This window comes from Mesorhizobium sp. WSM4813 (assembly GCF_055811555.1).
In genome coordinates, this window is the sequence record NZ_JBVVQU010000045.1 from 1 (window position 1) to 19,329 (window position 19,329).

At 64.4% G+C, this 19,329-nt stretch carries 16 protein-coding genes and 1 pseudogene; 7 read left to right on the top strand and 10 right to left on the bottom strand.

Annotated elements, in window-relative coordinates:
• Nucleotides 1–135: 135 nt before the first annotated feature.
• The 7 genes from AC0L25_RS23215 to AC0L25_RS23245 form a co-directional block, all read right to left on the bottom strand.
• On the bottom strand, nucleotides 136–1,629 hold the full coding sequence (locus AC0L25_RS23215) for a WD40 repeat domain-containing protein (protein WP_473597656.1): 1,494 nt from the start codon (nucleotides 1,627–1,629) through the stop codon (nucleotides 136–138).
• 115 nt (nucleotides 1,630–1,744) lie between these two features.
• Entirely contained in the window at nucleotides 1,745–2,515 is a 771-nt protein-coding gene (locus AC0L25_RS23220; protein WP_473597657.1) for an exodeoxyribonuclease III, read from the bottom strand.
• Between the two features lie 10 nt (nucleotides 2,516–2,525).
• Complete coding sequence (locus AC0L25_RS23225; RefSeq protein WP_473597658.1) at nucleotides 2,526–3,164, bottom strand: alpha/beta hydrolase family protein; 639 nt, start codon at nucleotides 3,162–3,164, stop codon at nucleotides 2,526–2,528.
• Between the two features lie 230 nt (nucleotides 3,165–3,394).
• Nucleotides 3,395–4,489, bottom strand: coding sequence for a tetratricopeptide repeat protein (locus tag AC0L25_RS23230; RefSeq protein ID WP_473597659.1), 1,095 nt, complete (start codon nucleotides 4,487–4,489; stop codon nucleotides 3,395–3,397).
• Complete coding sequence (ku, locus tag AC0L25_RS23235; protein ID WP_473597660.1) at nucleotides 4,486–5,406, bottom strand: non-homologous end joining protein Ku; 921 nt, start codon at nucleotides 5,404–5,406, stop codon at nucleotides 4,486–4,488. The genes AC0L25_RS23230 and ku overlap by 4 nt, the downstream gene beginning before the upstream one ends.
• Nucleotides 5,407–5,495: 89 nt before the next feature.
• Complete coding sequence (ligD, locus tag AC0L25_RS23240) at nucleotides 5,496–7,973, bottom strand: DNA ligase D (RefSeq protein WP_473597661.1); 2,478 nt, start codon at nucleotides 7,971–7,973, stop codon at nucleotides 5,496–5,498.
• Nucleotides 7,974–8,082: 109 nt separating this feature from the next.
• Nucleotides 8,083–8,307, bottom strand: coding sequence for a hypothetical protein (locus tag AC0L25_RS23245; protein ID WP_473597662.1), 225 nt, complete (start codon nucleotides 8,305–8,307; stop codon nucleotides 8,083–8,085).
• 289 nt (nucleotides 8,308–8,596) lie between these two features.
• Here AC0L25_RS23245 and AC0L25_RS23250 point away from each other — a divergent pair, with 289 nt between their 5' ends.
• The 7 genes and pseudogenes from AC0L25_RS23250 (at nucleotide 8,597) to AC0L25_RS23280 (ending at nucleotide 16,682) form a co-directional block, all read left to right on the top strand.
• Nucleotides 8,597–9,694, top strand: a complete 1,098-nt coding sequence (locus AC0L25_RS23250; protein ID WP_473597663.1) for an acyltransferase family protein — start codon at nucleotides 8,597–8,599, stop codon at nucleotides 9,692–9,694.
• A gap of 381 nt (nucleotides 9,695–10,075) precedes the next feature.
• Nucleotides 10,076–11,083, top strand: a complete 1,008-nt coding sequence (locus AC0L25_RS23255) for an aldo/keto reductase (protein WP_473597664.1) — start codon at nucleotides 10,076–10,078, stop codon at nucleotides 11,081–11,083.
• Nucleotides 11,084–11,379: 296 nt separating this feature from the next.
• A pseudogene (locus tag AC0L25_RS23260) lies at nucleotides 11,380–11,867 on the top strand (gamma-glutamylcyclotransferase).
• Nucleotides 11,868–12,308: 441 nt separating this feature from the next.
• Nucleotides 12,309–13,259 (top strand): substrate-binding domain-containing protein, encoded by a 951-nt coding sequence (locus AC0L25_RS23265; protein WP_473597665.1) that lies wholly within the window; start codon nucleotides 12,309–12,311, stop codon nucleotides 13,257–13,259.
• Between the two features lie 232 nt (nucleotides 13,260–13,491).
• Nucleotides 13,492–15,063 (top strand): sugar ABC transporter ATP-binding protein, encoded by a 1,572-nt coding sequence (locus tag AC0L25_RS23270; RefSeq protein WP_473597666.1) that lies wholly within the window; start codon nucleotides 13,492–13,494, stop codon nucleotides 15,061–15,063.
• Nucleotides 15,060–16,076, top strand: a complete 1,017-nt coding sequence (locus AC0L25_RS23275; RefSeq protein ID WP_473597667.1) for an ABC transporter permease — start codon at nucleotides 15,060–15,062, stop codon at nucleotides 16,074–16,076. The genes AC0L25_RS23270 and AC0L25_RS23275 overlap by 4 nt, the downstream gene beginning before the upstream one ends.
• Before the next feature lie 228 nt (nucleotides 16,077–16,304).
• Nucleotides 16,305–16,682: an endonuclease domain-containing protein gene (locus tag AC0L25_RS23280; protein WP_473597668.1), complete on the top strand. Its 378-nt coding sequence runs from the start codon at nucleotides 16,305–16,307 to the stop codon at nucleotides 16,680–16,682.
• Nucleotides 16,683–16,757: 75 nt separating this feature from the next.
• Here AC0L25_RS23280 and AC0L25_RS23285 read toward each other — a convergent pair whose 3' ends face one another.
• From AC0L25_RS23285 to groL, 3 genes are read right to left on the bottom strand one after another with little or no spacing between them, the layout of a single operon-like run.
• Nucleotides 16,758–17,390, bottom strand: a complete 633-nt coding sequence (locus tag AC0L25_RS23285; protein ID WP_473597669.1) for a DUF982 domain-containing protein — start codon at nucleotides 17,388–17,390, stop codon at nucleotides 16,758–16,760.
• A gap of 29 nt (nucleotides 17,391–17,419) precedes the next feature.
• A complete protein-coding gene (locus AC0L25_RS23290; RefSeq protein ID WP_473597670.1) occupies nucleotides 17,420–17,659 on the bottom strand; it encodes a hypothetical protein in 240 nt (79 codons plus the stop codon).
• A 26-nt stretch (nucleotides 17,660–17,685) separates the two neighbouring features.
• Nucleotides 17,686–19,317: a chaperonin GroEL gene (gene groL, locus AC0L25_RS23295; RefSeq protein ID WP_473597671.1), complete on the bottom strand. Its 1,632-nt coding sequence runs from the start codon at nucleotides 19,315–19,317 to the stop codon at nucleotides 17,686–17,688.
• Between the last annotated feature and the right edge of the window lie 12 nt (nucleotides 19,318–19,329).

Below are 19,329 nucleotides of genomic sequence, written 5' to 3' on the forward strand. Positions count from 1 at the left end.
ACCATGGCAAACAGCTTGACTTCCAAGACAGTCGCTCTGCCCTGCCGGGCATCTCCCCCACGAGGGGGGAGATTGGCAGCGCCGACGGCGCCGCTCCTTTCTGTAACGTCGAGCGTCGCGGACCACCTTCGCACATCACTCCGGCGCGCCGGCGAAAAGCACCACGCCGTCTCCGCCGCCGGCAGGCCAGTCCCTGATGGTGCGGTCGTAGCCGCCGGTCAGCACTGTGCCGTCGGCGGCGAACGCCACCGCGTAGACCGGTCCGGACCGGCTGTCGAACAGGGCGGTCTCGTTGCCGGTTTCCATGTCCCACAGCCGCGCCGTGCCGTCGAGCGATCCGGACAGCAGCCGCTTGCCGTCGGCCGACAGCGCCAGCGCATAAACCGTGCCCGAATGGCCCTCGAGGCGGCGGACTTCGCGGCCGGTGTCGAGATCCCAGAGCTTGATCGTATAGTCGCCGCTGCCGGTGATCAGATGGCGCCCGTCGGCCATGAACACCACGCCATAGGGGCCGCGCTCATGCCCATGCCAGCTGCGCAGCTGCTTGCCGGTGCCGATGTCCCATAGCTTTAGCGTGCCCTCGATACTGCCGCTGATCGCGCGTGTGCCGTCGGGCGAGACGGCGACCCCGCTGATCGACCAGTCGTGCCCCGGCATCACATGCAGCACCGAGCCTTTCTCGATATCCCAGACGATGACCCTGCCGGTGTCGTGCCCGCTGACGGCGCGTTTGCCGTCCGGGCTGATCGCGAGCTTGTTAACGCCGCCGTTTTGGCCTGACGAGAACACATGCAGCACAGCGCCATCGGAGAGCTGGCGCAGCACGATCTCGCCATCGTCGCCCGCCGTCAGCGCCCGCGCTCCATCGGGCAGGAAAAGCGCTGTCCGCACCATGTCCTTGTGGTTGCCGAGGGTGCGGATCAGGCGCTTGCCGTCGATATCCCAGAGCTTGATCGTGCGATCGGTGCTGGCGCTCAGGATCGAGTGACCGTCGGGCGCCACCGCCAGCCAGACGACCGGCTCGCGGTGGCCATCAGGCTGCGTCGGCTGCGGCGGCGGAGCCTGCGGCAGCGGCGCGACGGTCTTCGGTGGCGCAGCCGGGACTGGAGTAGGGTCCGGCGGTGAACCAGAGGGGGCAAGCGCGACCTCGGCTGGCGAGGCAGGAGCCAGCGGCTGTGCCGGTTCCGGTTCCGGAGCCGGTGCGCTGGTGACGTCTTGGCCTTGCGGCGCGCTCGGCACGGCTTGCTCGGCGATCACGCTTTTGCCGGCGTCCTGTGGCTGCCGCGACCAGGGGCCGAGCTGGTCGGCCACCAGAGCGAGCACGGCGAGGAACGGAACGACGGCAAAGAGCCGCCGCAGGCGTGGTCGTCCGCCGGGTTGCGTTTCGGCGCCCCTGCCGAACAGCGGCACCTTCGGAGCGAGCGTCGACCGGCCCGGCAACAGGCCGGCCCAGAACAGCAGGGCTGCAAGAGCTGAGACAACGCCCGCCGCTGCGAAAAAAGCCAGGCTCACGGACGCGAAGCCTTCGCCGGCGCCCTCGCCGCCCAGCGCGAAATACACACGTGTGAAGCAGAGCATGCCGATCGCCAGCAGCAGCATTGCGAGCAGCCTGTCGACAAACCTGTTCATGGGCTCCCCTCGGGCCACTATCCGCTTCGCCCGCAATGATGCCGGTCAGCGCCGGGCTTGTCGATGTCCTTCTGATAGGAGCCAATCTCCCCACAGGGAGATTGACTCTCCGCCCTCACCGCAATTCCACCCACACCGGCGCATGGTCGCTGGCGCCGGTCTCGCCGCGGACGTCGCGGTCGATGCCTGCCGCGGCCAGCCGGCGCGCCAGCTTCTTCGAGAGCAATATATGATCGAGCCGCAGGCCGGCGTCGCGCTGCCAGCGGTTGCGGCGATAATCCCAGAATGTGTAGAGCGTCTCCTTCGGATGCTTCTTGCGCAGCGCATCGGTCCAGCCCTGTTCGAGCAGTGCTGCGAAGGCGGCCCGGCTTTCCGGCTGCACCAGCGCATTGTCGTCATAGGAGCGGGTCGGATAGATGTCGCGCGGCTCGGGCACGATGTTGTAGTCGCCGGCCAGCACCACCGGCAGCCCGGTGTCGAACAGTTCCGCCGCATGCGCGTTCAGGCGTTGGTGCCAGGCAAGTTTGTACTGGAATTTCGGACCGGGCTGCGGGTTGCCGTTCGGCGCATAGAGACAAGCGATGACGATGCCGCTGACCGCGGCCTCGATGTAGCGGGCCTGGTTGTCGCTGTCGTCGCCGGGCAGCGCCTCACGGATCAGAACGGGTTCTGAACCCCGCCCGAGTATGGCGACGCCGTTCCAGGTCGGCTGTCCCACCCACACCGCGCCATAGCCGGCCGCGGCGAGTGCTGTACGCGGAAACTGCGTCTCCCTCGCCTTCAGTTCCTGCAGGCAGACGATATCGGGCTTGGCGATGGTCAGCCAAGCCAGCAGGTTCTGCAGCCGGCTGTTGATGTTGTTGACGTTGAAGGTGGCGATCTTCATCGGACAGAAGTCAGAGCCTGTCCACCCACGCCTTCACCGCATCAGTCATCGTCTTCAGATGATCGGCGGCAGAGAAACCGGAGATGCTCTTGCGCGGCTTGAGATCGTGGTCGCCGTCTTCCAGCCAGAGGATTTCGATGCGGTCGGACAGTGCGTAGGCCGCGACCTCTTCCCTGGTTCCGAATTCGTCGCGTGTGCCCTGGAAGATCAATGTTGGCGTCTTGAGCTCGGCGAGGTGTTTTGTCCGAAGCTGCGTCGGTTTCCCCGGCGGATGGAAGGGATAGCCCAGACAAAGCAGCCCTGAAATCTCACCCTTCGAAAACATCTCGTCTGCGATCATCGAGGCGACGCGCCCGCCCATCGACTTGCCGCCGATGATAAGCGGCCCCTTCACGCCCTTCGCCCGGAGGTCAGCGATCGCCTTGATGTACTCGGGATTCACCGTCTCGGCCCGCGGCGGCGGCTTGCGGTGGCCGTAGCGGCGGGCCGCCATGTAGTGGAATTCGAAGCGCGCAACGCGAAAGCCGGCCTCGGCCAGCGCCTTTGCCGTGGCGGTCATCGAGGCCGAGTCCATCGGCGCCCCGGCTCCATGGGCGAGCAGAATGGTGATGGGGGCGGTGTCGGGGCCGTCGAAGAGGAAAGCGGTCATTGGGCGGCCCATTTTAGGAGGCCGCGTTCCGTCCCACCCCCCTCTGTCCTGCCCTCTTTGCCACCACTTGGCATCTCCCCCGCAAGCGGGGAGATCGGCAGTTCGGGCGCCCCGTTCACTCTTGCAACGTTTGAGAATGACGAATGCGGCTGAGCGCTTAATCTCCACCCTTGAGGGGGAGATGTCCGGCAGGACAGAGGGGGGTGTTCAAGCGCAGACATTGAACTACCTCACCCCGCCGACATCCGCGCCAGCTGCAAATCGACGAACTGAATACCCTTGGTCGCCATGCGCGCCCATTCGGAATTGGCGTCGAGTTCGAGGTAGCGCGCCCAGTGGCGGCGCGCCTCGGCAAGATTGCCGGCGTCGAACTCCAGCCGTGCCAGGTTGAACACCGCGTCGGCATAATTGGGATCGAGCGCGATCGCCCTTTGCAAATGTCGTCGTGCCGAGGCATCGCGGCCCTGCTCGCTCATCAGCCCGGCCAGGTTGAACCAGGCCTCGACAAAGCCGGGGTCACACTTGATGGCGCGGGCATAGTCGTGCGCCGCCTCGACCGCGCGGCCGGAGGCGCGCAGGCAGTTGGCGCGGTTGAAGGCGGCAATCGCATCGCTCGGATCGATAGCGAGGCAGCGCTGGTAGAGTGCCGCAGCCCGCTCGTGGTCTTCAGCCTCTTCCGCGGCTTCAGCGTCGGCGAACAGTTCTTCCAGCGTGTCGTCATCCGGCGACCCCAGGTCGAACAGCAATTGCCCGTCGAGTTCGCTCTGGCCGCCTTCGAGGTAGATCTGATCCGCGCGCCCATGCTGCGAGCCGACATTGAGCGACTTGGCGGTGAGCGAGGCGACCGGGCCGGAGCGGTGCACGGAGCGCGCAATTGCGCCCCACGAGGCGCCGCCGGCGACCAGCCCGGCATATTTGCGGGCCAAGATCAGGTCGCGAAACGAATAGGGCTCGCAATCATGCTCGAAAGCATCGAAAAGACTCAGAAGGTCGAGATCGGCGGCGGCCAACTGCGATTGATCGAGAAGCGACTGCCGCGACAGGGTCGAAGCCTCCGGCGCCTTCATCAGCCCCAGCAGGCGCAGAAATCCGTTCTCGCTGATCAGCTTTCGGCCGGCCGCGCGCTCGGCCGCGATACGGCGTTCGATCTCGGCATCCCCAGCCTTGGCCAGATACAAGCGGCCGAACACGACATGGGTGGTGCGCCTGTTGACGCCGCGCCGCAACTGGCCCTGCTGGCGCTCAACCTCGCGCGCGGCCAGCCGAAATGGAAACGCCGCCAGCGCCCCGACGATGCCGAAGCCGATGCCGGCGAGCGCTGTCACCCTTTGCTCTTGCCGACGGCCTTGAGAAGGTTGGCCTTGAGCGGATTTTCCTTGGCCGCTGCGGCCCCACCCTTGACAGAACTGCCCTTGGCCGCCGGTTTCGCCCCTTCATCGGCTTTGCTCTTGCTCTTGGCCGGCGGCTTGGCCGACTGCGACAGGCTGGCCTTCAGCGCATCCATCAGGTTGATCACATTGCCGCGCTCGGGAGCGGCTGCGATGATCGGCTTGTGGCCCTTGAGCTTCTCGCGGATCATCGCCATCAGCGCAATCTCGTAGCGATCCTCATAGTTCTTCGGATCGAAGGTGGTTTCCTTCTGCTTGATCAACGCCTCGGCAAGCTCGAGCATTTCCGGGTCAGGATTGCCGGCCGGAATGTTGCCGAAATATTCAGCCGTGCCACGCACTTCGTTCGGGTTTCTCAAGGTACAGACGAACATGCCGTTCTCGCGCGCGCCGATCGTCACTACCCGTTCACGGCTGGACAGCACCAGGCGGGCGATCGCCAGCTTGCCGGACTTGCGCATCGCTTCGCGCAGCACCGCGAAGGTTTCCTCCGCCATCGCGCCGTCCGGCGCCAAGTAGTACGGCGCGTCCTGATAGATGACGTCGACCGAATGCTCGTCGACAAAGGCCTCGATGTTCATCGTGTGGTTGGATTCGATCTTCACCGCCTCGAGGTCAGCATCGTCGATGATGATGTACTGCTTATCCTCGTATTCGTAGCCTTTGACCAAGTCCGAGCGCTCGACCAGCCCGAGCTCGGGATCGACCGGCTTCATGTTGATGCGGTTGTGGGTGTCCTTGTGCAGCTGATTGAAGCTGATCCGCTCGCTGGCGCTCGTCGCCGGATACAGCCGGACCGGACAGCTGACGAGACTGAGCTTGAGGTAACCTTTCCAACTTGCCCTGGGCGCCATGAAACTCTCCTACGCGGCCGTGCACTGTCGAACTGTTCGCAGCGCTTCGTCCGAAGGACGAACGACGCTGCGCAAAACCTACATGACCCTCACAATACCGGCAAATCCCTAGCGAAATCTTCCATGTCGGCCCAGGGATCGCCGGAGGTGGCCAGAAGGCCCGGCAGCGAAGAATAATTCAAATCTTCCGGAGCGTCGATGGATTCCAGATCGGACCAGCTCACCGGCGTCGAGGCCGGCAGGTTGGTGCGGGCGCGCAGCGAGTAAGGTGCGGCCGAGGTGTGGCCGCGCGCATTGCGGTGGTAATCGATGAAGATGCGCCGCTTGCGGTTGTCCTTGCCCATGGTGGTGGTGAACGTGTCGGGCGCGGTGGCGGCCAACGCCGAGGAGATGGCGCTGGTCGCCTGGTGCAGTTTCTTCCAGTTCTGTTTTTGCGTCACCGGCACTGATATGTGGATGCCCTTGCCGCCTGAGGTTTTGGCGAACGGCACCAGCCTCATCGCCTCCAGCTCGCCGCGGATATGCACCGCCGCTTCGACCACCTCGCGCCAGGCAATGCCCTCGCCGGGATCGAGGTCGAAGACGATCAAGTCGGGCTTGTCAAGCCGCGTGCGATCGGTGCCCCAGGTGTGGAACTCGACGACGCCGAACTGCGCCAGCGCCAGGTAGCCCTTGGCATCTTCGACCGACAGATAGGATTTGGTCTCGCCCTCGGAATTGGTCGCCTCGAAGGTCGCCACCGATGAAGGCATGCCGGTGAAGGCATGGCGCTGGAAGAAACAGTCCTGCGGCTTGCCGGTCGGGCAGCGCACCAGCGACACCGGGCGGCCGAGAATGTGCGGCAACATGAAATCGCCAACCAGCGCGTAGTAGACGGCGATATCAAGCTTGGTCGGTCCGGTCTTGCCGAACAGCCGCCGCGTCGGGTTGGTCACCCAGATCGTGGCGAGGTCGGCCTCGGCGATCAGCCGCTTGCGCTTGGCCGAAACCGGCGTCGACAGGCCGACATCCCTGCGCCCGCGGAACACCGCATGGCGCAGGGCATTGTCCGCCGTCCGGTTGGCATAATGGATATGGGCCGACAGCAGCGGCCGCACCCAGTTCATCTCGCGCATGATCTCTCGCGGAACCCCTTCGGGCGCAGACGCGCCGGCGCGCAACGGCTCCAGCCGGGCCAGCAACTCGGCGGCGGTGGCGGCATCGAAGCCGGTGCCGACCTTGCCGCGATAGTGCAATTCGCCGTCCTCGAATTCACCGAGGCCAAGCGCCGCCAGCCCTTCCGCCGCATCGGAGATGGTGTAGCCGGCGATGACGAAGTCGCCGGTTTTCAGCGCCTTCATCTTGGTCCAGGTCTTGGTGCGGCCGCTCTGGTAGATCGCCGTGACCCGTTTGGAGACGATGCCTTCGAGGCCCATCTCGGAGGCCTGGTCATAAAGCGCCTGGCCGTCGCCTTCGACATGGTCGCTGAGCTGGATGGCGGAGTTGGCGCCCAAGCCGGACAGCAGTTGCGACAGCAGCGCCTTGCGCCGGCCGAGCGGCACTTTTCTCAAGTCCCAGCCGTCGAGATGCAAGACATCGAAGGCGTAGAAGTGGAGCTTGTTGCCGGCGCCTTGCGCCAGTGCGTCCTGCAGCAACGCAAAGCGGCTAATGCCCTTCGCGTCGAGCGCGACGACCTCGCCGTCGATGATTGCATCGCGGCAGGACAGCTTGGCAAAGGCGAGCGGCAGGTCGCCATAGCGTTTCGTCCAGTCGAGACCGGCGCGTGTGATCAGCCGCACCTCGCCCTCAGCCAGATGCGCCATGGTGCGATAGCCGTCGAACTTGATTTCGTGCAGCCAGGTTTCGCTCGTTTTTTCCGCGGGGCCTTTGCCGCCCGGCGGCTTCGAAACCTGCGTCGCCAGCTGCGGCCCGATCCGGGAAGGCGGCGGCGCCTTGACGGCGCCCGGCAAAGCGCCGGGCTTCAGCACGACCGGTTTCGCAGGTTTGGGAACTGGCTTCGGCGCTTCGACCAGTTCCTCGATGCGGCGGCCGGATTTGACGCTTTCCGGCCGGACTTCCAGTATATCGAGCTTGGCGTCGGCGGCGAGATCGCGCTCCTTGAACAGCAGCCAGTTCTTCTTCTCGTCGTCGCCGGGCTTGGCCTTTAGCCTGGTCAGCATCCAGCCGCCATTCAGCTTCTCGCCGGCGAGGCGGAATTTGAAGGAACCGGTGCGCAAGCTCTTTTCGACGTCGTCCATCGGCGCCCACACGCCTGTGTCCCAGACGATCATCGGCCCGCCGCCATATTCGCCCGCGGGAATGACGCCCTCGAAGTCGATATATTCAAGCGGATGGTCCTCGGTCTCAACCGCCAGCCGCTTGTCGGCCGGGTTGAGCGACGGGCCGCGAGGCACCGCCCAGCTCTTCAGCACGTCGCCGACTTGCAGGCGTAAATCATAGTGGTCTGATGTGGCATGGTGTTTGTGCAAGACGAAGCGATTGCCTTCTCCGGCAACCAGCCCGCCAACGGGTTCCGGCGTCTTGCTGAATTCGCGCTTGGCGCGATAGGCCTTGAGTTTCGGCGTCATGTCCGCATGCCGGGCCGGATGCGGCGGCTGCGCAAAAACAAGGACTTGACCCGCATCGCTTGAATCATTTTGTCAGCATGCGGCAGGCCGATGTCGTGCCTCACACAGCTCAATCGTCGGTGGCCGGCGTTAGTTCGAGCTCGGCCGGCGACAGACCCTGCTGGAGCTGGCTCAGTCGGAATTCGTCGACCCAATAGGCCTCGCCGTCAACGAGGACACGCGCTTTGTAGGCGCCGGCGGAAAAGCTCTGAGCGGTGATATAGACCTTGTGGCGGTCGAGCGCCTTGCGCACCGCGGCACGCTTGGAATTCTGGCTTATGACGGAACTGGCCATGGACTGCTCATACACACGCCGCCGCAGGAGAAGGCGGCTGGCATAAGGATGGCCGAGACCGGGTGTTCTGTCAATTTCCGGGCATGAACCAAGCTACCTTTCACCCAGTCAGCCGGCGCGTCAGCTTTCGACTGCGCCTGTCGTCGAAATCCGGCACCTCGCGCTCAGCCCCGGTGCCGGTCGCCTGACACTCATCGTCGCCATCGCCGTCCCATGGTGTAATCCATCCGGCTTAATTGCCTCCCGCTTCTCCCGCGCCTAGCGTGTCTGCAATCGGACGGGTGGTGCAATGGCGTCTGGATCAACAAGCCGCAAATCCGAGCGCATGGGCTCGCTGGATTTGTTGCGGCTGGTCGCGGCTTTGGCTGTTCTATTCTTCCACTATTTCTTCCACGGATCACACCTGCCGCCACTGCTGGTGCACGGCTACCCTGAAGCCGGCTCCCTCGCCATCTACGGCTATATGGGCGTCAATCTATTTTTTCTGATCAGCGGTTTCGTCATCGCCTGGTCGGCCGAAGGCAGGAACTGGACGGAATTCGCCGCGGCAAGGTTCGCGCGGCTTTATCCTGGCTTCCTTGTCTGCATGACCGCCAGCTTCGTCGTGCAGACGTTGGCGGCCAATCCGACCCTTCCATATGACCCAAGCACGTGGGCCGCCAATCTCTTTATCGTCGCCCCGGCCTTCAACAGATCCTTCGTGGACGGTGTCTACTGGTCGATCGTACTTGAGATCGTCTTCTATGGCTGGGTCGCGATCGCTCTGTTTTTCGGCGTCTTCTCGCGCTGGAAGCTGCAGCTCGTGGCGGCATGGCTGCTGATGTCCGTCCTCAACGAGTCGGTCGTCCACAGCACAGCCCTGCAGATGGTGTTCATCACGCAATACGCGCCGTATTTCGCCGGCGGCATCATCGCCCAGCACATCGTCGCCAAAGGTTCGTCCACCGAGGCGCTGCTGCTGTTTGCCGCGGCGTTCCTGCTGTCATGCAAGGAAGTGACCGCCGGCGCCGATTGGATGCAGGCTCATTTCGGATTCTCTCCGCCGCTTTCAAATCTGCTTGCCGCCAATGTCGTCGTCTATGCCCTGTTCGGCGGCGCTCTCCTGTTGCGTCACCGCATCGCACCGACGCCACTGGTGCTTATTTTGGGCGGGCTCACCTACCCACTCTACCTCCTGCATCAGGAGATCGGCACGCTCTGGCTCAACGCGCTGTCACCGGCGGTCGGCCGGTGGGTCGCCCTTGCAATTGTGCTGACGGCGTTGCTGTCGGCGTCCTTCGTGGTTTCGTTCTTCATCGAAAAGCCAATACGCAAGCCTTTGATATCGTTGCTGCTTCCCCGGTTGAACATGATGGCAAGCAAACTCAGGCTTGATCGGCCGGCATAGATCGGGCGAGCCGCACCGATTCCTGCATTCGCTCCCGCGCTGCATCACTTGCAGGCTGACGTCGATTGCCACCGTTTTCAAGCGCCTCCTTGAAATCGAAGGCGGCGGTGAGGTCGTCAGCCGACGCAAAGAAGACCCGGCCTTCGACGACGTAGGTCCGCGCCCTACCGTCCTGAGACAGCGTGGATGTGACCCGGAAGATTGGCCGGCCGGCATAGCTTCGAAGAGCGGCAGGAACGGGTCATCTTCCTCTTAACCTCACGCGATCGTGCGGCCGGCTCGGAGCCCGAGCGACTGTGGAAACTGAGCGGGAGCTCTATATGGTCCTGACGTAATAGTCCCGACGCTCGCGAACCCTGACATTATCCGGAGATCTCATCCATGACCTTGAGCACACGCAAGCTGGGCAGCCAGGGGCTGCAGGTTTCGGTGATCGGCCTCGGCTGCATGGGCATGAGCCAGTCCTACGGCCCGGCCGACGAGGCGGAATCGATTGCCACGCTGCACCGCGCCATCGAGCTCGGCTGCACCTTCCTCGACACGGCGGAGGTTTATGGCCCGCACACCAATGAGGAACTGCTCGGCCGCGCGCTGAAGGGCCGGCGCGACGAGGTGACGATCGCCACCAAATTCGGCTTCCGTATCGAAAACGGCAAGCAAATCGGCACCGACCGCAACAGCCGGCCCGAGCATATCCGTGAGGCGGTGGACGGCTCGCTCAGCCGGCTCGCCACCGACCATATCGACCTGCTCTACCAGCATCGCGTCGACCCGGCGGTGCCGATCGAGGATGTGGCGGGTGCTGTTGGCAAATTAATCACTGAAGGCAAGGTGCGCTTCTTTGGCCTGTCGGAGGCCGGCGCCACCAACATCCGCCGCGCGCATGCCGTGCACCCGGTCTCGGCGGTGCAGAGCGAATATTCGCTGTGGGAACGCAATCTGGAGCCGGAGATCATCCCGCTGCTCAGCGAGCTCGGCATTGGCCTGGTGCCGTTCGCGCCGCTTGGCCGCGGCTTTCTCACCGGTGACGTCAAGCGCGCCGAAGACTATCCGGAAGGTGACTTCCGGCGCGGCGACCCGCGCTACCAGGGTGCCAACTACGACATCAATGTGCAGGCCGCCGGGATTGTCCGTGACATCGCGGCGGCCAAGGGCGTCAAGCCAGGCCAGATCGCACTGGCTTGGCTGCTGCACAAGGGCAGCGATTTCGGGCTCGACATCGTGCCGATCCCCGGCACTAAGCGCAGAAAGTACCTCGAGGAGAATGTCGCCGCCGCCGCGATCAAGCTCGACGCTGCCGCACTGCAGGCGCTCGACGACGCGCTGGCGCCGGGCAAGGTCGCCGGCGAGCGCTACAACGAACGCGTCATGGTGACGATCGACCGTTAGTCTGCAGCAGCTTCGCTAGCTTGGACCGCTGCGGCTCCGTTCGATTTCAGCACAATATCAGCATCCGTTCAGGACGCGGATGCCGTGTCGCGGCGATGCTCTCGGGAGACAAACCCGATGAGCGGCCATGACAATCGCCCTGACAGAAGACCTCCTCGCCAGGATCGATCGCAAGATCGAAGACGGCGACCCGGCGCCTGGACTGCAATCTGGCGGATCGCGACTATGCCGAGATTCGCAAGCAACTGCTTGCGGGACGCCCGCGTGACGTTTGAGTTTTCGCCTATGGCTCCCTGCTGTGGAACCCATGCTTCGAATTCGTCGAGGAGCGACCGGCAACCGTCCATGGCTGGCATCGGCGATTTTCGCTATGGCTGACCGCTGGCGCGGCACGCGCGAGCGGCCCGGGCTGATGCTTGCGCTCGACCGCGGCGGCAGCTGCCGCGGTGTCGTCTATCGCCTCCCCGACCTTGACATTGACGCGGCAATCGAGCTGCGCCGGGAGATGAGCGCCAATCCGCCAACCAATGTTCCGCGCTGGGTCTCGGTTCGAGGTGCAGGTGGGAATTTGCGAGCCATCGCCTTCGTCGCCGACCGGAGTGGCCCCTGGTGCTGCTGGACCAGGCGATTCAACTCAATCCGATGCATCCCGCCTGGTATTATTATGACCGGGGTGAGGCCCTGCTTGTCGTTGGCCGCTACCCGGAAGCGGTGGCGTCTTTTTCCGCCTTCCGCGAAAGAGTGCCTGGCAATGGTCGCGGCTGGCGGCTTGTCACGCGCTTGACGGCAATATCGACAAGGCAAGGGCCGGCCCCAGGGAGGCCGTAGTCTAAACCCCGGCCTGACCGTGCAGGGTATCATGGCGGACCTTCACATGATGCGCTCGCAAGATCGGGAGCGGATACGGTCCGGTCTCGAGTTGGCCGGATGGGATGACGCGCAAATGCCGGATGTGCAAATGCCGACAACGCCATGAGCAGCACCCGGCCCTGGGCACATGACGCGGCCCCCGAGTCGAATACGCCCGTTCTTGCGCAAACCTCCGGCCTTGGCTAGCATCCGTCCGCAGGCACCGAGCGGAGGAGAACGTCGCGGTGGACCGGCTGGAGCGCCGTTGCGTCCCTTGGGCGCTCAAAGGACACTCCATTTCTAGATCGACGCATGAACCTGCCAGAGACCCATTCCGGTTTCGGAGTCATGCGCTCATATGGAGGAGACTAAATTGATGAACAGACGTGAATTCCTGCTGTCGTCCGTGGCGATGGGCACATTGGCTCTGGCCGCTCCGCAACCGGCTTTCGCCCAGGATAAGGTGACCATCCTGGGTTCGGTGCCGAGCCTCGGCTTTCCGTTCTTCGTTCACATGCTGAACCAGATCAAGGCGGAGGCGCAGGCGCAAGGCGTCAACCTTGTCGAAAGCGACGGCCAGAATTCGGCGCCCAAGCAGACCGCCGATATCGAGGCGGCACTGGTGCAGAAGGTCGACGCTATCGTCATCTCGCCACTCGACGTCAACGCTCTGGCCCCGGCCATAGAGCAGGCGGTCCAGGCCGGCATTCCCGTCGTCACCATCGACCGCCGCGTCGACGGCGTCGAAGGTATCCTCGCCCATGTCGGCGCCGACAATGTCAAGGGCGGCGAGGCCGAGGCGCAGGCCATGGTGGCGGCGTTCCCGAACGGCGCCAAGATCTTCCATCTGCAGGGTCAGCCAGGTGCTGGGCCCGCGATCGACCGCAACAAGGGCGTGCACAACGTTCTCGATCCGCTGAAGGACAAATATCAGATCATCTTCGAGCAGACCGCCAACTTCGCCCGCGCCGAGGCGCTGTCCGTCACCGAGGCCGGCCTTGCCGCCAACGGCAAGCCCGACGCGATCATCTGCGCCAATGACGACATGGCGCTTGGCGCGGTCGAGGCCTGCGCGGCGCGCAACTTCACCGACGTCAAGATCTACGGCTTCGATGCGCTCCCCGAAGCGCTGGTCGCCGTGCGCGAGGGCAAGCTGGCCGGCACCGTCGAACAATTCCCCGGCGAGCAGTCGCGCACCGCGGTGCAGATCGCCGTCGCCTATGCCAAGGACAAGACCGAACCGAAGGAAAAGCTCGTGCTGCTGACGCCGATCGTCATCGGCAAGGACAATCTCGACAAGGCGGAAAGGCTGGGCGAGACGAAGTAGCGCGCAGCAGCAAAAGTAGCGTTCTGTCGCGCCCCCCTCTGCCCTGCCGGGCATCTCCCCCACTTGGGGGGAGATCGGCAGCTTCGCCGATAGCGCCTTTTTTGCAACGCAGGAGATTGGCGAAAGTCAAGGTGACATCCAATCTCCCCCCTTGTGGGGGAGATGTCCGGCAGGACAGAGGGGGGCGCTGTCCCGCCGGCCTGCGTGTGAATCGGAATTCAGGGAGAAACCTTTGCCCACAACTGAAGCCGTCTCGCCAGCGCCCGCCCTCCTCGCCGTCGAGGGCGTGACCAAGCGCTTTGCCGGTGTGACTGCGCTCAGCGACGTCTCGCTCGAGGTTCGGCCCGGCGAAATCCTCGGCCTGCTGGGTGAGAACGGCGCCGGCAAGTCGACGCTGCTCAAGATCCTGTCCGGCGTGATGCCGCCCACCAGCGGGCGCATCGTCTTCGACGGCGTCGAATTCAATCCGCACAATCCGCAGGATGCCAAGCGCCTCGGCATCGTCACCATCTACCAGGAACTGAGCCTGATCCCCACACTGACGGTGGCGGAGAACATCTTCATCGGCCGCGCGCCGCTCGGGCCGCTCGGGCTTGTCAGCTGGCGGCGCATGGAAGACGACTCCCGCGGCATCATCGCCCGCGTCGGTCTGGATCTCGACCCGGCGACGCCGGTGTCGGCACTGTCGGTGGCCGAGCAGCAGTTGGTCGAGATCGCCCGCGCGCTGTCGCTGAAGAGCCGCCTTATCATCATGGACGAGCCGACCTCGGCGCTGACCGAAACCGAAGTGCAAAAGCTGATGTCGATCATGGACCGGCTGCGCAAGGACGGCGTCGCCATCATGTTCGTCACCCACCGGCTGGAAGAGGCCTCTGCCATCTGCGACCGCATGACGGTGCTGCGCGACGGCAGGCTGGCCGGCCATCTCGATCGCGAGGGCGGGCCAATCAAGCTGCCGAAAATCATCGAGAAGATGGTCGGCCGCGCCGCATCCGAGCTTTATGCCAGGCCGACACTGCGCGACGTCGCCGGCGACGTCAGGCTTTCCGTGCGCGGCCTGCGCACGGTGCGCGATCCGCAGGCGCCGCACGCCATCGTGCTCGAAGGCGTCGACCTCGACCTCAAGGCGGGCGAGATTCTCGGTGTCGCCGGCCTCGTCGGCTCCGGCCGCACCGAGCTTGCCCGCGCCATCTTCGGCGCCGACCGCATTGCCGCAGGCACCATCACGCTCGACGGCAAGCCGATCGCGCCTGAAACACCCGCCGACGCCATCGCGCTCGGCATCGGCCTGGTGCCGGAAGATCGCAAGCATCAGGCGATCTTCGCCGCGCTCGGCATCCTGACCAACTTTTCCGTCGCCGCGCTCGGCCGCTACTCCAACGGTCTCGGCTTCATGGCCGAGCGCCGCGAGCGCGAAGCGCTGGCGAGCTACAGGAAGACGCTGTCGATCCGCATGGCCTCGCCCGAGCAGCCCATCGAGGGGCTGTCCGGCGGCAACCAGCAGAAGGTCATCCTCGCCCGCTGGCTGGCGCGCGACCCCAAGGTGCTGATCGTCGATGAACCGACACGCGGCGTCGATGTCGGCGCCAAGGCCGAGGTGCACCAGATCCTGGTGCAGCTTGCGGCGCGCGGCATCGCCATCATGATGATCTCTTCGGAATTGCCCGAAGTGCTTGCGGTGTCGGACAGGATCGTCACCATGCGGCGCGGCCGCATCACCGGCGAGATGCCCGGCATCGAGGCGACCGAGGAAAAACTGATGGAACTGATGGCGCTCGATCAAACGCAGGAAGCGACGCAATGACCAGCACGACCGAACAGACCCAGCGTAGCGGCATCAATGTCGCGCGCCTGCTGATGAGCTTCGGCCCGCTGATGTTCCTGGCGCTGCTGATCGTCGTTTTCACCGTCCTGAAGCCGAGCTTCATCGACCCCATCAACATCTTCAACATCATGCGGCAGATCTCGATCACCGGGCTGATCGCGCTCGGCATGACCTTCGTCATCCTCACTGCCGGCATCGACCTGTCGGTCGGTTCGCTGCTGGCCTTTTGCGGCATGGTCGCGGCGGTGGTGGCCAAGGGCGGCACCGCCAACACGCTGTCGCTGTCAACGTCCGGCACGCAAGGCTATGGCTGGTTCGCAGCGCTTCTGGCCGCCGTCGTCGTCGGGGCCATGGCCGGCGGCGTCCAGGGCTTTGCCATCACCAGGCTGAAGGTGCCGCCCTTCGTCGTCACGCTCGGCGGCCTCACCGTCTTTCGCGGCCTGACGCTGACGATCTCGAACGGCGGCCCGATCTCCGGCTTCGACGCCTCGATGCGCTGGTTCGGCACCGGGTTGATCGGCCCGGTGCCGGTGCCGGCGATCATCTTCGCGGCCGCCGCGATCCTCTGCCACATCGTGCTGCGCTACACGCGCTACGGCCGCGCGGTTTACGCCGTCGGCGGCAATGCAGAGGCGGCGCGGCTGTCGGGCCTGCGCGTCGACCGCATTTTAATCTCGGTTTATGTCATCGTCGGCTTCTTCGCCGGCCTTGCCGCCTTCGTGCTGTCGGCGAGGCTCAATTCCTCGGAAGCCGTCGCCGGCATCGGCTACGAGCTGACGGTGATCTCGGCGGTCGTCATCGGCGGCACCTCGCTGTTCGGCGGCATCGGCTCGGTCGGCGGCACAGTAGTGGGCGCAGCACTGATCGGCGTGCTGCAGAACGGGCTGCAGTTCAACAACGTCTCGTCCTACACGCAAAGCATCGTCATCGGCCTGATCCTGATCCTCGCCGTGGCCTTCGACCGCTGGCTGAAATCGCGGGTGAGGCGGTGAGGGTTGGGGCAGTACAGACCTAGATCGGCGGAGGTCGGCGGGACAGTACCCCCCTCTGTCCTCCCGGACATCTCCCCCTCAAGGGGGGAGATTGGCTGTCACCGCGGCTTTCGCCAATCTCCGGATGAAGAGCGCCGTCGGCGAAGCTGTCAATCTCCCCCCTAGAGGGGGAGATGTCCGGCAGGACAGAGGGGGGTCCTCGACCGTAGGACGGAGAGATCAAAGGCAGTGAACCACTATCCCGTACCTCCCCGTAACCGCAGCAACGCGCGCAAGATGCGCAAAGCCATGACGGACGCCGAGCTGAAGCTCTGGAATGAGATCAGGGCGCACCGTCTCATGGGATTGTCGTTTCGGCGACAGATGCCGATAGCCGGCTACATTGTCGATTTTGCCTGTCCGGACAAAAAGCTGATCGTCGAACTCGACGGCTCCCAGCGCGCTCAGGCCGAAGCCTCGGCATCGGATGCTTACAGAAGTTCGAGGCTTGAAGCGATTGGCTGGACCATCCTGCGTTTCTGGAACGACGACGTCATTCGCGACATCGACAATGTCTGCCAGCACATCGTGATCGTAGCCGGCCTGGCAGGCGCGGACACGTGTTGAGTGTTTGTCTCGCGGACCTGTATCGCGCAAAGCTGGCAAGACAGTTCCCCTCTGCCCTGCCCCTCTTTGCCGCGTTCACGCTGGTGCGTTCACACGCTGCGAATGCGTCGCCCAATCCGCGACCGTTCCACCCGCAACCGTAGAGCTCGTCTGCGGCGCGAGAAGATCGTTGCGGCGGGCAAACGCCACGAAGGTCGCCCGCGCCGTCTCGGAGTCGATCTCTCCCTCCATCGCGGCTCGGCAGGCTTTGGCGGCGATGTCATGAGCGGCCGTCCGGCTCGCCGACGGCCAGTCGGCAAGCAGCGCATAGGCCTCAGCCGCGCTTTCTATCTTGGTCGGGCTACCGCGGCCTGTGAGGATGGTGACCGGCTTTGCAAAAGAAGAACGATCCATGACACTCTCCTTTGGAAGCTCAACTCGCTCCTTTCGGGGCTCAACTGTCCGGCCGCTGCGATCCTCAAGAGCGGCCTGCGGGATGACAGCTATCAGCGAATGCAACGCGGCCGGCTGCGGCGGCATGCCCGGCCGTGACAGCAGCCGGTGCACCTTGGCCAGCGTCTCCAGCCAGGCAATTACGACAAGGGGCGGATGTTCACGCCCGTAAAGCCAGGCCTTTGCCTTAGCGACCGGATAGCCCGCCTCTTCGGCGAAATCGGTTTCCGACCACCGCAGCAGGCGCAGGCACTCACGCATCCGCGCTGCAATCATTTACGCTCCTTCTTGCCGGCTCCTAATCGCTAAGCCGACAGGAACATCAGCGTGTAGGCCGCCTTGCGACGGTCCCAGCCGGCCGATTCGACCGCGTCCAGCAATCCGTCGACAAGCGGCGCCAGCGCCGTCTTGCACTCCGTTTCATAGTTGAAATCGGTCCTGGGAAGGGTCGGCGCGGCGATCTTTCCAAAACTGTTCATCATGTCCATGGCAACACCTGCATCTGTTCCGAGCAAGGCCGTGCCCGCCGTCGCGTCGGCGGGCACGGTCGTTTGTCCTCAGAAGCCTGGCGTCAGTAATCCATGCCGGCACCAGCGGGCATTGCCGGGCCGGTCGCTTCCTTCTTCGGCTTCTCGGCCACCATCGCCTCGGTGGTCACCAGCAGGCCGGCCACCGACGCCGCGTCCTGGAGAGCGGCGCGCACCACCTTGGCCGGGTCGATCACGCCCTGCGCGTAGAGGTCCCCGAATTCGTTGGTCTGGGCGTTCCAGCCATAGCCGAATTCGGTCTTTTCGCGCAGCTTGCCGACGATGATCGAACCCTCGGCGCCGGCATTCTCGGCGATCTGGCGCACCGGCTGCTCGATGGCCCGACGCACGATCTCGACGCCGGTCTTCTGGTCGGGATTGTCGACGGGGACATTGTCGAGCGCCTTCGCCGCCCTGAGCAGCGCCACGCCGCCGCCAGGCAGTATGCCTTCCTCGACCGCAGCGCGGGTGGCGTGCATGGCGTCGTCGACGCGGTCCTTGCGCTCCTTGACCTCGACCTCGGTTGAGCCACCGACGCGAATGACGGCGACGCCGCCGGCGAGCTTGGCCAGCCGCTCCTGCAGCTTCTCGCGGTCATAGTCGGAGGTGGTCTCCTCGATCTGCGCCTTGATCTGGCTGATGCGCGCCTGGATCTCGTCCTTGCGGCCGGCGCCGTCGACGATGGTGGTGTTCTCCTTCTCGATCAGCACCTTCTTGGCGCGGCCGAGCATCTCCAGCGTGACGTTCTCGAGCTTGATGCCGAGATCCTCGCTGATTGCTGTACCGCCGGTCAGGATGGCAATGTCTTCCAGCATCGCCTTGCGGCGGTCACCGAAGCCCGGCGCCTTGACGGCTGCAACCTTCAGGCCGCCGCGCAACTTGTTGACGACTAGCGTCGCCAGCGCCTCACCTTCGACGTCCTCGGCGATGATCAGCAGCGGCTTGCCCGATTGCACGGCGGCTTCGAGCACGGGAAGCATGGCCTGCAGGTTAGAGAGCTTCTTCTCGTGGATCAGCACATAGGGCTCTTCGAGCTCGACGCGCATCTTGTCCTGGTTGGTGATGAAATAAGGCGAGAGATAGCCGCGGTCGAACTGCATGCCTTCGACCACCTCCAACTCGGTCTCGGCGGTCTTGGCTTCCTCGACCGTGATGACGCCCTCATTGCCGACCTTTTCCATCGCCTCGGCGAGGAAGCGGCCGATCTCGGCATCGCCATTGGCCGAGATGGCGCCGACCTGGGCAATCTCGTCGTTCCTGGTCACCTTGCGGGCATTGGCTTTGAGTTCGGCGACGATGGCGTCGACCGCTTTGTCGATGCCGCGCTTCAGGTCCATCGGGTTCATGCCGGCGGCAACCGCCTTGGCGCCTTCCTGGACGATCGACTGAGCCAGAACGGTCGCGGTCGTGGTGCCGTCGCCGGCGACGTCGCTTGTCTTCGACGCCACCTCGCGCACCATCTGCGCGCCCATGTTCTCGAACTTGTCCTCAAGCTCGATTTCCTTGGCGACGGTGACGCCGTCCTTGGTGATGCGCGGGGCGCCGAATGACTTGTCGAGGACCACGTTTCGGCCCTTGGGACCGAGCGTCACCTTCACCGCGTCGGCGAGGATGTTGACGCCGCGCAACATCTTCTCGCGGGCTTCGGTATGGAATTTCACATCCTTGGCAGCCATTGGATAACTCCT